Origin of the sequence: Marinomonas gallaica (genome assembly GCF_001639745.1) — a bacterium.
GTDB classification, from domain to species: Bacteria; Pseudomonadota; Gammaproteobacteria; order Pseudomonadales; family Marinomonadaceae; genus Marinomonas; species Marinomonas gallaica.
Window position 1 is genome coordinate 67226 of sequence record NZ_LTAX01000015.1, and the last position, 14726, is coordinate 81951.

Annotated in this window: 10 protein-coding genes and 2 rRNA genes; 4 read left to right on the forward strand and 8 right to left on the reverse strand. The window is 47.4% G+C overall.

What is annotated here, in order from left to right; all coding sequences use genetic code 11:
• Nucleotides 1-14 precede the first annotated feature (14 nt).
• The 4 genes from AYW76_RS13695 (at nucleotide 15) to AYW76_RS13710 (ending at nucleotide 6017) form a co-directional block, all read left to right on the forward strand.
• Nucleotides 15-971 (forward strand): NADPH:quinone reductase, encoded by a 957-nt coding sequence (locus AYW76_RS13695; RefSeq protein ID WP_067034169.1) that lies wholly within the window; start codon nucleotides 15-17, stop codon nucleotides 969-971.
• Between the two features lie 113 nt (nucleotides 972-1084).
• Complete coding sequence (locus tag AYW76_RS13700; RefSeq protein WP_067221245.1) at nucleotides 1085-1861, forward strand: AraC family transcriptional regulator; 777 nt, start codon at nucleotides 1085-1087, stop codon at nucleotides 1859-1861.
• 319 nt (nucleotides 1862-2180) lie between these two features.
• On the forward strand, nucleotides 2181-5303 hold the full coding sequence (putA, locus tag AYW76_RS13705) for a bifunctional proline dehydrogenase/L-glutamate gamma-semialdehyde dehydrogenase PutA (RefSeq protein ID WP_067221247.1): 3123 nt from the start codon (nucleotides 2181-2183) through the stop codon (nucleotides 5301-5303).
• A 24-nt stretch (nucleotides 5304-5327) separates the two neighbouring features.
• Nucleotides 5328-6017, forward strand: coding sequence for a 1-pyrroline-5-carboxylate dehydrogenase (locus tag AYW76_RS13710; protein WP_067221250.1), 690 nt, complete (start codon nucleotides 5328-5330; stop codon nucleotides 6015-6017).
• Between the two features lie 142 nt (nucleotides 6018-6159).
• On the opposite strand, the gene AYW76_RS13715 is transcribed toward AYW76_RS13710, so the two are convergent.
• From AYW76_RS13715 to AYW76_RS13755, 8 genes are all read right to left on the reverse strand, one after another.
• On the reverse strand, nucleotides 6160-7392 hold the full coding sequence (locus tag AYW76_RS13715) for a sensor domain-containing diguanylate cyclase (RefSeq protein WP_067221253.1): 1233 nt from the start codon (nucleotides 7390-7392) through the stop codon (nucleotides 6160-6162).
• Nucleotides 7393-7566: 174 nt separating this feature from the next.
• The gene (locus AYW76_RS13720; RefSeq protein WP_067221255.1) at nucleotides 7567-8688 is read right to left on the reverse strand and encodes a TRAP transporter substrate-binding protein; all 1122 of its coding nucleotides are present in this window, start codon (nucleotides 8686-8688) and stop codon (nucleotides 7567-7569) included.
• Nucleotides 8689-8925: 237 nt separating this feature from the next.
• Complete coding sequence (locus AYW76_RS13725; RefSeq protein WP_067221258.1) at nucleotides 8926-10047, reverse strand: TRAP transporter substrate-binding protein; 1122 nt, start codon at nucleotides 10045-10047, stop codon at nucleotides 8926-8928.
• Between the two features lie 225 nt (nucleotides 10048-10272).
• Nucleotides 10273-11397 carry a TRAP transporter substrate-binding protein gene (locus AYW76_RS13730; RefSeq protein WP_067221261.1) on the reverse strand — a complete coding sequence of 375 codons (1125 nt, stop codon included), beginning with the start codon at nucleotides 11395-11397 and terminating at the stop codon, nucleotides 10273-10275.
• A gap of 176 nt (nucleotides 11398-11573) precedes the next feature.
• Nucleotides 11574-12626: a Gfo/Idh/MocA family oxidoreductase gene (locus AYW76_RS13735; protein ID WP_067221264.1), complete on the reverse strand. Its 1053-nt coding sequence runs from the start codon at nucleotides 12624-12626 to the stop codon at nucleotides 11574-11576.
• A gap of 32 nt (nucleotides 12627-12658) precedes the next feature.
• Nucleotides 12659-13138 (reverse strand): 2TM domain-containing protein, encoded by a 480-nt coding sequence (locus AYW76_RS13740; protein WP_067221267.1) that lies wholly within the window; start codon nucleotides 13136-13138, stop codon nucleotides 12659-12661.
• A 1182-nt stretch (nucleotides 13139-14320) separates the two neighbouring features.
• A 5S ribosomal RNA gene (gene rrf, locus AYW76_RS13750) occupies nucleotides 14321-14435 on the reverse strand.
• A 190-nt stretch (nucleotides 14436-14625) separates the two neighbouring features.
• A 23S ribosomal RNA gene (locus AYW76_RS13755) occupies nucleotides 14626-14726 on the reverse strand; the annotation flags it as partial.

Consider the following 14726-nt stretch of genomic DNA (forward strand, 5'->3'; position numbering starts at 1 on the left):
ACGAAGGAGACACTATGAAAGCGATGCAAGTGAACGATTACGGCCCAGCAAGCGATTTAACGCTGGTGGATGCTGATAAACCAAGCATTAATGCAGACCAAATTTTGGTCCAAGTGGGCGCGTCGGGCGTTAATCCTGTCGACACTTACATCCGCTCAGGCACAAACAACTACACGGCCTCATTCCCACATACTCCGGGCAATGACGGCGCCGGTACCATCGTAGAAGTGGGCAGTAATGTGTCCAACTTTAGCCTTGGCCAGCGCGTATACTTCTCTCGCAACCTAACCGGTTCGGCAGCGGAATATGCCGTTTGTGTGCCAACCCATACGTTTCCTTTAGCCGATGCACTGAGCTTCGCCGAAGGCGCTTGTTTAGGAGTGCCTTACACGACAGCCCATCGCGCTTTATTTGGTCGTGCTCATGCTCAAGCCGGTGAAAAAGTATTGGTACATGGCGCAACTGGGGCCGTCGGTCTTGCCACGGTTCAACTGGCGCTTGCCGCTGGCATGAACGTCGTAGCGTCTGCTGGAACAGTAGAAGGCGCCAACCTTCTGCGCGCTCAAGGCGTGCAAACAGTGATCATGCATAATCAAACCGACTATTTAGCAGCGTACCAATCATTGCAAACAGGTTTCGATGTCATCATTGAAATGCTGGCCAACCATAACCTCGATCAAGATCTAAAAGCGTTAGCCTTTGGTGGTCGAGTAGCCGTGATTGGCAACCGTGGTACGGTCGACATCAATCCTCGTGATTTGATGGCGCGTGATGCTGCTGTGATGGGTGTCGCGTTAGCCAATGTTAAACCTGCGGAACTGTGCCGCATTGCCCAAGCGATGCTACCGCAGTTTGAAAAAGGTGTTTTAAAACCGGTTGTACGTAAAGAATATGCGTTGAGTGAATTGTCACAAGCGCATGAAGACGTATTGAAAAGCGGTGCACAAGGAAATTTAGTCATTGTCCTATAAATATCGCAGTCCGAGAGGGTGTTTTGGCACCCTCTTCTACTTCCCTCTACTCAATCTTGGCTACGACAGCTATACTTCTAACCTTTCGATTGAACAAAAAGTAGGCAGAATTATTGAACCATTCAGACTCTGACGTATTCAGTTTACCTAGCGTGGCCGATACTCACGAACACGATTATCACCAGCTCGTTGTGGTGTTAGACGGTAATACTGATTTTGACATCGACAGCAAAGGTGGCCGACAAATGCGTTCGGGCAGCGGTTGCATCGTGCCGTCGTCAGAAGGCCATCAGTTTGTTGGTTTGGGCGACAATCGCATTTTAGTGGTGAATCTACCGGTGCCACCGCAGAAAGCCATTACTGACGAAGAATACGAGGTGGTATCCCGTTTATTCGATCAAGCCGCCTATTTCGAGCTTAATCCACGCTTACAAGTGCTCGCATCGGCGTTGTCAGGTGAGCTACAGCAGTACCCGGAAGACATGCTGTTAGCGCGTGCCTGTGGTAATACTTTACTTAGCGCGATTCGCCATCAGTTAGGAAGCCAAGACGTCAAAACTCGCGGACAACAGCTGGATATTGAAAAGCTTGATCAATTTATTGAGCTCAACCTGTCCCGCCGCGTGCAAATAAACCAACTTGCCAACTTCTGTTTTTTAAGTGTTAGCCAGTTTCATGAGCGCTTTAAAGAGCGCACCGGCATGACGCCCCATCAATATTTGATTCGTAAGCGTTTAGAGCGTGCCCAGCTGCTATTAAGAGAAGGACATACACCCGTTCACGTGGCCGAAATGTGTGGTTTTTCAAGTCAAAGTGCCATGACCAGCACCTTCTCTCAGACACTTGGTATTACACCGCTGAAGTATCAAAAACAGTTCCGCGGCGTTTGATTAACCCACATCGCCAATCGTTCTATTACACAGATAAAAAGCATTTCACCTCATTTACGCTCTTTTTTGGCGCATTTACGCATTTTTAAAAACACTTATTTTTTCTATCGGATTTTCTTATAAAAAATCCCGAGTATTACGAAAGACGCTGTAACCCCCCTGTCACTATATTTCACACATACAATAAGGTCGCTTTTGTTGCATTGAACTTACTTGAGTTTTCACAAGTCTTTGCAACACTTAAAGATCGTATCCTCAAAAAACACAAACGGTTTAAAACGGAAGCATGGCTTTCCGGTCGTCGCGGGAGAATCCGACTATGTTTAATGCGCTAGAAGTGTTACAGCCAACTATTCTTGAGCAATCGCTCAGCCAGCTTTGGGACCGCATTTCACCACTGTACAGTGTCGATGAAGAGCAATGGCTTACAGAGCTATTGAAACTTGCCGAACCCAGCGACGTTCAGCTTAAAGCAAGTACGGATGCGGCCACTCACTTGATCGATCAAGTACGTGCTGACGGCGAGTCCATGTCGATGATCGACTCACTGCTATTGGAATACAGCCTAGACACCAAAGAGGGTATCTTGCTGATGTGTCTAGCAGAAGCCCTGATGCGCGTACCGGATAAAGAAACCGCTGATGCCTTCATCAAAGACCGTTTGAGCGTCGCCGACTGGGCCTCTCACGCCAACAACTCTGATTCATTCTTCGTCAACGCCTCCACATGGGGTTTATTGTTGACGGGTAAAGTCGTGACCATGGACGAAACCAAAGATGGCAAACCGGCTAACTTAGTCAATCGTATGGTTAACCGTATGTCAGAGCCTGTTATTCGTAAGGCAATGAACCAAGCCATGAAGATCATGGGACATCAATTCGTTTTAGGCCGTTCAATCAATGAAGCGTTGTCTCGTGGTAAAAGTTACCGTGACAAAGGCTACACTTATTCGTTCGATATGCTGGGTGAAGCAGCGTTGACAGCGCAAGACGCTGATAAATACCTCACGTCTTACATGCAAGCTATCGAGTCTGTTGGTCAAGACACTTACAGCAAAGGTCATCGCCCAACAATTTCAATCAAACTGTCAGCACTGCACCCACGCTACGAAGTAGGCTGCGAAGAACGCGTGATGACAGAGCTGTTTGAAAGCGTTAAAACGTTAATCAACAAAGCTCGCTCGTTAAACGTTGGCATCACCATCGACGCCGAAGAAGCAGACCGTCTAGAGCTATCATTGCACTTGTTTGAAAAGCTGTTTCGTGACGACTGCACCAAAGGCTGGGGCTTGTTTGGCCTAGTGGTACAAGCCTACTCGAAGCGCTGCCTGCCGGTATTGAACTGGCTAGCGGCACTTGCTAAAGATGTAGGCGATCGTATCCCGCTACGTCTGGTAAAAGGCGCTTACTGGGACTCTGAAATTAAATTGTGTCAACAGCGTGGCCTAAGCGGTTACCCTGTGTACACACGCAAAGAAGCAACCGATGTATCCTACTTAGCCTGTGCTCACTTCCTATTAAGCACACACACTCGCGAGTGGATCTTCCCACAATTTGCCAGCCATAACGCCCACACGATCGCGACAATTGCGACCATTGCAGAGAATCTAGGCGCGACCACAAGTGAATACGAATTCCAACGTCTACACGGTATGGGCGATGCGCTGTACAACCGCTTGATCAAAGACAAAGATGTCTGTGTACGTATTTATGCACCTGTTGGTAGCCACAAAGATCTACTTCCTTACCTAGTACGTCGCTTGCTAGAAAACGGCGCTAACAGCTCTTTCGTACACCGTTTAGTGGATGCTCGTTGCCCTGTGTCAGAGCTCGTCGATCATCCAGTGACGGTACTGAAAAGCCGTAAAACGCTGCGCAATCCATTTATCAGCCTACCAAAAGACATGTTTAAAGACCGTAAGAACTCGTACGGCCCGAACATTGAAATCGAATCAGAGTGGAAGCCTTTTAAAGCCTCTGTCGACGTATTTATGGGGCAAGACACCCAATGGACAGCCATGCCAATCGTTGGCGGTGAAAACGTGTCTACGGGCGATGTGCATGCGGTTAACTGCCCATACGACCACACGCTAGCTACAGGGCAAGTTCATTGGGCTAACGGCGAGATTGTTAACCAAGCCATTGAAAAAGCGGACGCGGCCTACCCTGCTTGGTCACAAACACCGGCGACAGAGCGTGCAGCCTGCCTAGAGCGCATGGCTGAGTTGATGGAAGAAAACTACGCTGAATTGGTAGCAATCTGTCACCGCGAAGCAGGTAAAACCATCCAAGACTGTATTGACGAAGTCCGCGAAGCGGTCGACTTCTGTCACTACTACGCACAGCAAGCACGTCAGAATTTTGCCGCGCCGAAGACGTTCACAGACTTCCTAGGCAACACGCAACACGCACAGCAAACTGGTCGCGGTGTATTCGCCTGTATCAGCCCGTGGAATTTCCCATTGGCGATCTTTACTGGCCAAGTCGTCGCAGCACTGGTTGCAGGTAACTCAGTGGTTTGTAAAGCCGCTGAGCAAACGTCTCTGATCGCTTTTCGCGCGGTACAAATGCTGCACGAAGCAGGCATTCCAAAAGAAGTGTTGCACTTTCTACCAGGTAACGGTGCAACGGTTGGTGCACCAATGACTGAACATAAAGCCATTGCTGGTTTGGCCTTTACTGGTTCAACGGGGACCGCACAGTTAATCAACCGTACCTTGGCAAACCGCGGTGTCGCACCTGTGCCCGTGATTGCTGAAACCGGTGGCCAAAATGCTATGTTGATCGACTCAACCTCATTGCCAGAACAAGTTGTACGCGACGCCATTCGTTCTGCGTTCGCGTCTGCGGGTCAACGTTGTTCCGCGTTGCGTGTCATGTTTGTTCAAGCGGACATTGCCGATCGAGTGATCCCAATGATCGCAGGTGCGATGAAAGAACAAAGCGTTGGCTTGCCTTACTTGCACTCAACGGACGTTGGCCCTGTGATCGATGAGAAAGCACAAAAAATGCTACTGGATCACATTGAAGTCATGAAAAAAGAAGGTCGCTTGATTGCTCAGTCTGCACTACCAGAGTGGGCTGAAAAAGGGACCTACGTGGCACCAACGGCCTTTGAAATAAACAGTATTGATCAACTCAAAGATGAAAAATTCGGTCCGATTCTGCACGTAGTTCGCTACAAAGCGAAAGACCTCGACAAGATCATCGATACCATTAATAACTCAGGGTTTGGTTTGACCATGGGTGTTCACAGCCGTAACGAAACCACATGTGCCCACATCGCTCAGCGCGCTCGTGTCGGCAACTTGTACATTAACCGTGACCAAGTCGGTGCCGTTGTGGGCGTGCAACCGTTCGGTGGCCAAGGTTTGTCTGGTACTGGCCCGAAAGCTGGTGGCCCTCACTACCTTCCACGCTTTGCCAAAGAGCAATTGGTTTAATTCGGCTAACAGGAGACAACACCTATGACTATTGTAAAACCTATTCAAATCGAAGTCGCTAACCAAGCCTTTGAAGCTTGGGACCACTTGGGCGTCTCAGGTCGTGCAGAATGCCTAGAACAGGCCATTTTTAGCTTAAGTCATGCACAAGCGAGTATGGCCCGCTGGCAAATCGAAAATGCCAAACACGAAATTGGCGAAGATTTGCTAATGCCAGGACCAACAGGAGAAAGCAATACGCTTTCTACTCACGGTCGTGGTGCCTTTTTGGTAGCCGTTCAATCCAGCTTATCTGGCGACAATCTGTCAGTTGGCTTGATTGGGCAAGTGTTTGCGGCGTTGATTGCGGGTAACCCGATCATTACCGTAGGCCCTGAAGGCCAAGCGATCATGGATCAAATGTCTAAATACGTGCCAGAAGGCATCATTCAAAATGTGGCGGAGTCAGCACAAGACTCCATCCTTGATGCAACGGATCTAGCAGGTGTTGCGATCATCTGTGACGCAGATAGAGCTAAACATCTGAATAAACAACTGGCTCAAAAATCAGGCTTGTTGTGTCAGTTAGTGGAAGAGACAAACGTGCAAGCGCTGACAACCATTGCTGCGCCGCACTACATTTTGCGCTTCGTTACGGAACAAACCGTAAGCAACAACACCACCGCTATTGGCGGCAACGCTACTCTGCTTGAGCTAGGCAGCAAAGCAGAGTAACGCGGTATTGAGCGCACGACAGGGAGTCTCCACCCCCTGTCTTTTTTATTTTGGGGCTCTTTTTCCTCCCGCAAACGAGTCCAGCCCGTTGATTGATGACTAATCAGCGGGCTTTTTTTTTGCACGTCAAAAGCCTCCCTGTTTAATCATAGTACGCTAGGCAAACGCGGTTTCTACCTGTCATTTTGGCTTCGTACAAGGCCTGATCCACTCGTTTAAAGGAGTCTTCTAATTGTTGCTCAGAAGCCAACTGAATCGCCCCAATTGAAACCGTCATATTCACTTGCTCGCCTTTTAAAATGAGAGGCTGCGAAGGAATATGTTGGCACACTTTCTCTGCGGCACTTCGAGCTTCGGCTAAGTTAGTTCTCGGTAGCAGCACGTAAAACTCTTCCCCGCCAATACGATAAATACTGGCATTACTCGGACTTGCTAGGTAAATGCAACGCACCAAAAACTTAAGCGCTTCATCACCACAGCTGTGGCCAAACTGATCGTTAATCGATTTAAAATGATCTACGTCGATGGTCAACAGACTGATGGAAGAATAAGATGCCTGGGCTTCGCCTAAGGCCGAGCTGACAGCATCATCAAACTCACGGCGGTTTCCGACACCTGTTAACGGATCTGTGCGACTGACTTTATCAAGCTCACGCATTAAGCGGTTCTTTTCGGTAACATCCAACATGACTCCAACTTGGCCGCCTTTGTTACCATTAGATGTATAAAAAATAGCTTTGTGAAATTCTATTTCGAACCGCTCACCTTGAGCATTTTTTACATCTGTTTCATATTCCTGCTTGCCGCCTTTGGCCAACAAGTCTTGATCAGCCTGATAGTAGATATCAGCTAATTCTTTAGGTGCCACATCGTACACAGAATGATCAATTATTTTCTCTTTTGATAAGCCAATGAATTCACTAAAAGCAAGATTACAGCCACGATAGATGTGCCATTCATCTTTATAGAAGATCGGCACCGGAATTGCGTCTATCACGGTTTGCAGCGTATTTTGTTGATCAGAGGGTTGTGGATTATGCCAAAGACTGCGTGACTGCTCGGCGACTACCCAAGTTGCGATCCGCTCTAAATCCTCGAGCCCAGCGCTGTCATTGGCACCTTGTTCAACCCACGTTAAAGCACAACTAAGATCCCACTTATCCAATACCATAAGAATTTTTCGCGCACCAATAAGAGGGATATCGCGGCCCTGAACATCTGACTCATGCAGCAATACCATGCCTGAAACGGGCACTTCTTGAAGGCACTCTATTTCTTGCCACTGAAATTTGAACACGCTCTGATCTAGTAACGTTGCAAGCACGACCTTATATGACGTAAGGCAACCGGAGTGATAAATGGTGGAGGAACTCATGGTATCCTGACCTTTGTATGTTTTCATACAAGGTTAAGGCGAGCATACTATTGGGTCAATGATCTCAGTGCGGTCTTTCGATAAGCTTTGTATATGATTGTTAATCTTTTCCGTTAGATCAAAAAAAGCCCTACTTTAAGCAGGGCTTTTAAGAACCATTTAATCTAAGAACGTTTACTCCGCATCACGCGCATTAATGTAAGCGCGTTCTGACACGTCATGCCACTGCGACACTTTGCCTAGGAAGGTTTTAAAAGAGTCGTATACTTTCTTACTCATTTCGTCATTTGCCGCCACGCCTTCCAGTGTTTCATGCGACGCTTGTTTCAAGGCTTTTAAAACGTCTTCTGGGAACGGACGAAGATCAACATTATGTTCATTCACTAACGTCTGCAATGCATCGTTGTTCAGCGCAGTAAACTCGTCCAACATGTCTTGCGTTGCTTGACGAGATGCGGAACGCACAATCGCCTGTAGGTCTTTAGGTAGCTCTTCGTAAGCCGTTTTGTTGACCAATAGTTCCATCTCAGAACCTGGCTCATGCCAACCTGGGTAATAGTAGTATTTCGCCGCTTTATACAGACCAAACGCAAGGTCATTGTATGGGCCTACCCACTCTGTCGCATCAATCGTACCCGTTTGCAACGCTGTAAAGATTTCGCCACCAGGTAAGTTAATCGGTGAGCCACCTAGCTTCTCAAGCACTTCACCACCTAAACCAGGAATACGCATTTTCAGACCGTTAAAATCTTCTAATGAGTTGATTTCTTTATTGAACCAACCCCCCATCTGTACTCCAGTATTACCCGCAGTCAATGGCTTTATGTTGAATGGTTCGTAAACTTCTTCCCATAGCTTCATACCGCCGCCATGGTAGATCCAAGAGTTGATCTCTTGTGCGGTCATGCCAAACGGTACCGCTGTGAAAAATTGCGCCGCAGGAGCTTTGCCTTTCCAATAATAAGCTGCACCATGGCCCATTTGAGCGGTGCCGCGAGATACCGCATCAAACACTTCTAACGGTGGCACTAACTCTCCCGCCGCATAGACTTTAACTTTCAGACGGCCACCAGACATTTCCGTAATGTTGTTCGCTAGATTTTCTGCACCGGTTCCAAGACCAGGAAAGTTCTTTGGCCATGTCGTGACCATTTTCCATTCGATGGTTTCTTGTTTGGCAGGCGCTGCCGCTTGTGTTTCCGTACTGCTTGACTGCTCAGAACCGCCACATGCAACTAATGTTGCCGCGGTGATCCCTGCAAGCGTCCACTTGCTAAATGCTTTCGCGTTGATCATTGATGTATCCCTCAGAAAACTCGTTACTTTATTCTTTTTGTCAGTTTACGACTGGATTGCGGCCGTATAATAAACTCAGCTAATCGCAAGCAAAAAACTTATTTCTTCCGCATTGGTCACGAATGATACTATGCTCTGCATCTAAATAGCTCAACACTTGTCATCATAATTGATCAAAAAAAAGCCCCTTAATCCAACGACTAAGGGGCTTAGCAACCATTCAGTTATTAAAACAAGCTACTCACCTGCACGAGCATTGATGATGGCACGCTCAGAGATGTCGCTCCATTTCATGACTTTCTCTTTAAAGTCCTTCATAGAGCTGTATACTTTTTGACTTAGTGGATCTTGGGCAGCCACTTTTTCCATCACGGTATCCGTTGATGCACGGAACTCCGCCAATACGTCGTCAGGGAAACGTTTTAAAATAACACCATGGTCGTTGATCAGTGTTTCTAGAGCACTGTTATTCATCGCCATGAATTCATCAAGGATGTCTGCATTGGTTTGACGTGCTGCCGCACGGACAATCAACTGCAGGTCTTCTGGCAAGGCCTCGAAGGCATCTTTGTTAACCACGGTTTCCAGCGCGGAACCAGGCTCTTGCCAGCCTGGGTAGTAGTAGTATTTCGCTGCTTTATAGAGTCCAAAGGCTAGGTCGTTGTATGGGCCGACGAATTCAGTCGCATCGATGGTGCCAGTTTGCAGTGCGGTAAACATTTCACTGCCCGGCATGTTAACAACCGTGACACCCGCATCGGCTAAGACTTCGCCTCCTAACCCCGGCATACGCATTTTCAGACCATCAAGATCCGCTACCGAGTTAATTTCTTTATTGAACCATCCTCCCATTTGCGTGCCAGAGTTACCCGCCGCCATAGGGATCACATTAAACGGTGCATACACTTCTTCCCACAATGCTTGGCCACCACCATGAGACAACCAAGCATTCATTTCCTGTGCCGTTAGGCCAAAGGGCACTGTGGTAAAGAATTGCGCGGCTGGCACCTTGCCTTTCCAGTAGTAAGAGGCCCCATGACTGATTTGCGCGGTGCCACGAGAGACCGCATCAAACGCCTCTAGCGCTGGCACTAATTCCCCTGCGGCATACACTTTGACATGAATACGGCCACCTGACATAGCATTGATGCTTTCCGCTAGGGCTTCGGCACCAGTCCCCAATGCAGGGAAGTTTTTCGGCCAAGTAGTCACCATTTTCCACTCAATGGTTTCTGGTTTCGCCGGAGCGGCCGCTTGTGTTTGCGTATTCTCTGATGGCTCAGAACCGCCACAGGCAACCAAGCTGGCTGCTGTGATGCCAGCAAGCATCCACTTGCTGAAAGCTTTTACGTTGATCATGGATATATCCCTTAGGAAGCGAGTTACTTTATTTTTGTCAGTTAAAACCGAAGTGCGCAGAATTCTCTCACGCTCTTAGGCAATGATCCTATGTCAAGCACATGGGTATCCAAGGATACTATGTTTTGAGTAGAAATTGCTCGACAACCCTATTAGCAATTGGTATAAAAAAGCCCCTTAATTCAACGTATTAAGGGGCTAAATGTGATCAAGTTCTAATCCACATTAGTCAGCGGATCGAGCGTTCAGAATAGCGCGCTCAGAAATATCACTCCATTTCATGACATTCTGTTTGAAGCGCTTCATGGAGTCATAGACTTTTTGGCTCAATGGATCGTTAGCAGCCACTTTTTCCATTACTCTCTCCGTCGATGCACGGAACTCCGCTAAAACATCATCAGGGTAGCGTTTTAGAATCACCCCATGCTCGTTAATCAAGGTGTCTAGCGCACTGTGATTCATCGCGGTGTATTCATCTAGTATTTCTGCATTGGTTTGACGTGCTGCCGCGCGAACAATCAACTGCAAATCTTCCGGCAAGGCTTCGAATGCCTCTTTGTTAATGAACGTCTCAATCGCTGATCCGGGCTCTTGCCAGCCTGGGTAGTAGTAATATTTCGCCGCTTTATAGATACCAAATGCCAAATCATTGTATGGCCCGACGAACTCTGTCGCATCAATCGTGCCCGTTTGCAATGCCGTAAACATTTCACTGCCTGGCATATTCACAACTGTTACCCCTGCATCCGCTAGGACTTCGCCACCCAAACCCGGCATACGCATTTTCAGTCCGCTAAGATCGGCAACAGAATTAATCTCCTTATTGAACCAGCCGCCCATTTGCGTACCTGTGTTGCCTGCTGCCATAGGGATAATATTAAACGGTGCATACACCTCTTCCCAAAGCGCTTGACCACCACCCTGAGACAACCATGCATTCATTTCTTGTGCCGTTAGACCAAATGGTACCGTCGTAAAAAACTGTGCTGCAGGCACTTTGCCTTTCCAATAGTAAGAGGCTGCATGACCTATTTGTGCTGTGCCACGGGACACCGCATCAAACGCTTCCAATGCAGGAACTAATTCGCCCGCGGCGTAGACTTTGACCTTAATACGGCCACCAGACATAGCGGTAATGCTTTGTGCTAGATGCTCAGCACCGGTGCCCAATGCAGGAAAGTTTTTCGGCCAAGTGGTGACCATTTTCCACTCAATTGGCTTAGCCTTCGCAATTGGCGCGGCTTGACTTGTATCCGATGCAACGGGGTCATTACTACCACCGCAGGCGGCTAACGTAAGAGACAACAAACCAGCCAGCGCTAATTTGCCGAAATTCACAATTGTATTCATTATCTTCCTCAGAAAAACCAGTTACTGACTGCCTGCACTTGTATGGCACATAGCAGTATCGCGCGAAATGGTATGACGGATAGTTGATCAACTCAATGAAAATCTAAACAGCCAATAGAATTTCATTGAGCTTAGTTCAAGAGATCACGCAAAAAGTGCGTAAGTACGCTGACACATTAGAAAGGGCTGGTGTAAAACCAAGCCTTACGCTCCCCTGATTGTGCCGACTGCTCTACTAGTTTCATAGCGTACACCAACTCACAGGCTTGCTGCTTAGAAACTGGCGCATCGCCTTTACCTTGAATCGCATCCGCTAAACGCTGATAAAAATCAATATAACGACCTGCAGATAATACTTCCTCCGTCTCAGTAATACTGCTTTGGTCAGGTGCATTATATCTCATCGCTTTTTGGACTCCTTTGGCAAAGTCATCTTGACCGGGTAACTCACCCGCTCGCAAAGCATCTTCTTGAGCGTCTAAACCAAAGCAATGCCAAGTGCCGGCATCAAAGCGGGCATTAAAGCGGCGCATGTCCCCTGCTTCAAATAAGCTTGCACCAAGTCGAACTCGAGACTTGCCGTAACCCAACTCGATTTCGAACACATCCGGTGCAACGCCTTCTTCACGTAGTGTGTCTATGCTTGCGCTTAACCAGTCAGGCGTTCCCAGCAACGCCAGCACCTGATCTATCACATGAGGCCCGAGGTCCCAGAAGATACCAGTGCCAACACCAGGCTGCTCACGCCAGCGGTCTTGAACTTCCGGTCGAAAACGGTCAAAGCGGCTTTCTAGCTGCTTCAATTGTCCTAACTCAGCGGTTTCAACTAACTCTTTTAAACGTAAGAAATCGCCATCAAAACGACGGTTTTGATACACAGTAAAGACTAACCCTTTATCGTACGCTAAGCGGCACAACTCTTCGATTTGCTCCACCTCCGTAACAGAAGGTTTCTCAAGCAATACATGCTTACCCGATTCTAACGCCAACTTAGCTTGTGGAAAATGCAGCTCATTAGGCGTCGTAATCACTACCAGATCAACGTCACTACTTTTAATCAATGCATCGGCATCGCTAACCACCGTGACATCAGGCCAATATTGATGCACCTCTTGAGGCTTTGAAGAACAAATATAGGAAAGCGTCATCGCGGATTGATGCGATACAAACGGTGCGTGAAAAACTCGCCCAGATAAGCCAAACCCAATGATGCCAACACGAATTGCCATACTATTCTCTCGCTGTAATTGATAAAGATTATTTATAACTTTCTTCCCAAGTACTTCTCAACTTGACGCTTTTCCCACTCTGGGCCAAACCACTTGATCAAACTGAACGCCCTCAGACCATGAAATGTTAGTCCTGCACCCCAACCTAATAACGGCCAAAAAGCCCAAATATATTCAGGACGAGTTACAAGGTTTATCGTAAACAGCAGGGTCATTACCACTAAATACTGTCCCAGATGAATATAAAAACCTTTTACTCGTTTGACTCGAGCGAATGCTAAACGCTCTTCAATATCGACTTTTTGAGTTTGACTGTCACCTGTTGCCATATCGGATTCCTCTTGTAAGTTTGACACTGTTGTTTCAAAAACAGCAGCCAAAGCTTTTAGAGATTCCAAACCAGCTTTTTGCCCACTTTCAATCCGCTGAATAGTACGAATACTAAGGCCACTCAACTGCGAAAGCTGATCCTGTGACCAACCTCGTTGTAATCTAAGCTTTTTGATAATCATCTTAAAATCCTTGTCACTGCTTGAGTCATGAACCTAACAGCTGCAAGCAATAAAACTTACGACACTTACCTGACATATTGGTGACAGTCCTTATTTTTCAATAAGTTAGAGATAAAATTTTGTATTTTAGTTAATGTAAAAAAACTTCTTATAAACACATTCACCATTACAGTAGCATTATCTTATTGAATCTTCTGCACATCGGAATGACTTTACTGAGGGATTTGAAAAGCTGGAGCTGACGTATTCAGCATGACGCAATGATATTGCGACACTATTAGATAACGTTACCTTAATGTCAAAAGTCACAGCGAAGAAAGCTCGTACAGTGCGCGATTATGGTCTGACTCTAAACACTTTCTCTGATCGATACCATAAGACGCACTCTTTAGGGATGCGCAATCTAGCTACGTTGAGGTGTTGATGCGTTGAGATGAGAAAAACCGAAGACACAAAAAAGCCCTGACAGCGTGGCTATCAGGGCTTCCTTTGTATGATGCTTGACGACGACCTACTCTCACATGGGATCCCCCACACTACCATCGGCGATGGTGAGCGCCTGCGGCGTATTGAGAGCCACTTCTGAGTTCGGGATGGGATCAGGTGGTGCTCTGCCTCTGTTTTTCTGAACGCCTTCTCTGACTGATGCTAATAAGGCGCACGCTTTTGATGTCACGCGCTGACGCGTCGAAGTATGAGACAGGCGCAAGCGGGGTACAAAAGGGATGCGTAATCTAACTGCGTTGAGGTGTTGAGGTGCGGAAAACCGCAGACACAAAAAAGCCCTGACAGCGTTTGCTATCAGGGCTTCCTTTGTATGATGCTTGACTATATCTATACCCTTGCGGTACGACCTATATCTATCCCCTTGTGGGACTCTCACATGGGATCTCCCACACTACCATCGGCGATGGTGAGCGCCTGCGGCGTGTTGAGAGCCACTTCTGAGTTCGGGATGGGATCAGGTGGTGCTATGCCTCTGTTTTTCTGAACGCCTTCTCTGACTGATGCCATAAGACGCACGCTTTTGATGTCACGCGCTGACGCGTCGAAGCATGAGACAGGCGCAAGCGGGGTACAAAAGGGATGCGCAATCTAGCTGTGTTGAGGTGTTGAGATGAGGAAAACCGCAGACACAAAAAAGCCCTGACAGCATTGCTATCAGGGCTTCCTTTGTATGATGCTTGACGACGACCTACTCTCACATGGGATCTCCCACACTACCATCGGCGATGGCGCCTTTCACTTCTGAGTTCGGGATGGGATCAGGTGGTTCAACGCCTCTATGATCGTCAAGCAAACGGGTTTGCGATCGTTTTGGGGGGCTTCTGTTTGCCTTAGCCAAAACACGCAAGTTCGTGAACTTGAGTCTTTAACAATAAAACTTTTGAAATAGTGATAACCAAGTATCAAACCAGTGTTGGTATCGTAGTCTGTAGTACAGCGAGTATGTTTTCTTCACACTCTTAAAACCATTTTGGTGTTATATGGTCAAGCCTCACGAGCAATTAGTATTGGTTAGCTCAATGCCTCACAGCACTTACACACCCAACCTATCAACGTCCTAGTCTCGAACGGCTCTTTAGGG

Coding starts and splice junctions, on each gene's coding strand:
- AYW76_RS13695 (WP_067034169.1), top strand. CDS start 15: ATGAAAGCGATGCAAGTGAACGATTACGGCCCAGCAAGCGATTTAACG.
- putA (WP_067221247.1), top strand. CDS start 2,181: ATGTTTAATGCGCTAGAAGTGTTACAGCCAACTATTCTTGAGCAATCG.
- AYW76_RS13710 (WP_067221250.1), top strand. CDS start 5,328: ATGACTATTGTAAAACCTATTCAAATCGAAGTCGCTAACCAAGCCTTT.
- AYW76_RS13715 (WP_067221253.1), bottom strand. CDS start 7,392: ATGAGTTCCTCCACCATTTATCACTCCGGTTGCCTTACGTCATATAAG.
- AYW76_RS13720 (WP_067221255.1), bottom strand. CDS start 8,688: ATGATCAACGCGAAAGCATTTAGCAAGTGGACGCTTGCAGGGATCACC.
- AYW76_RS13725 (WP_067221258.1), bottom strand. CDS start 10,047: ATGATCAACGTAAAAGCTTTCAGCAAGTGGATGCTTGCTGGCATCACA.
- AYW76_RS13730 (WP_067221261.1), bottom strand. CDS start 11,397: ATGAATACAATTGTGAATTTCGGCAAATTAGCGCTGGCTGGTTTGTTG.
- AYW76_RS13735 (WP_067221264.1), bottom strand. CDS start 12,626: ATGGCAATTCGTGTTGGCATCATTGGGTTTGGCTTATCTGGGCGAGTT.
- AYW76_RS13740 (WP_067221267.1), bottom strand. CDS start 13,138: ATGATTATCAAAAAGCTTAGATTACAACGAGGTTGGTCACAGGATCAG.